The sequence below is a fragment of the Lewinella sp. IMCC34183 genome, from assembly GCF_003390915.1.
Lineage (GTDB): Bacteria > Bacteroidota > Bacteroidia > Chitinophagales > Saprospiraceae > Neolewinella.
In genome coordinates, this window is the sequence record NZ_QMEM01000037.1 from 1 (window position 1) to 379 (window position 379).

The 379-nt window shown below is 48.5% G+C and carries 1 protein-coding gene; it reads left to right on the forward strand.

The window, feature by feature from the left end; translation table 11 throughout:
* Positions 1-379: hypothetical protein (locus DQG19_RS20675; RefSeq protein WP_116128481.1), on the forward strand; the 379-nt coding region annotated here is incomplete at both ends.

The following is a 379-nucleotide window of genomic DNA, read 5'->3' on the forward strand; positions in this document are numbered from 1 at the left end:
TCCCTCGCTTCCACCATTGAAAAACTACGCGAAGAGGATTACCGATGGCTCAGTTCTTCTCGTGACTTTCAATTCGACTGGTCGACGGAAAAAAAGAATGAGGTTTACAAAATCTGTTTGGTGGATGAAGTCAAGACCGTACTAGGCGTCATGTCGTTGACGGACATATCGGAAGAATTCCGCATACACCTCAACCTGATAGAGGTGGCCGATACCCAGCGAGGCAAGAAGAAAACCATAGACAACGTTGCCGGCTGCTTGATTGCTTTTGCGTGCCGACTGGCGTTCGCAAGCGGTTATTTAGGATTCGTTTCCCTTCAGCCAAAGACGAAACTGATTCACTACTACCAGTCCGCTTACGGCTTTCAGCAGTACGGAC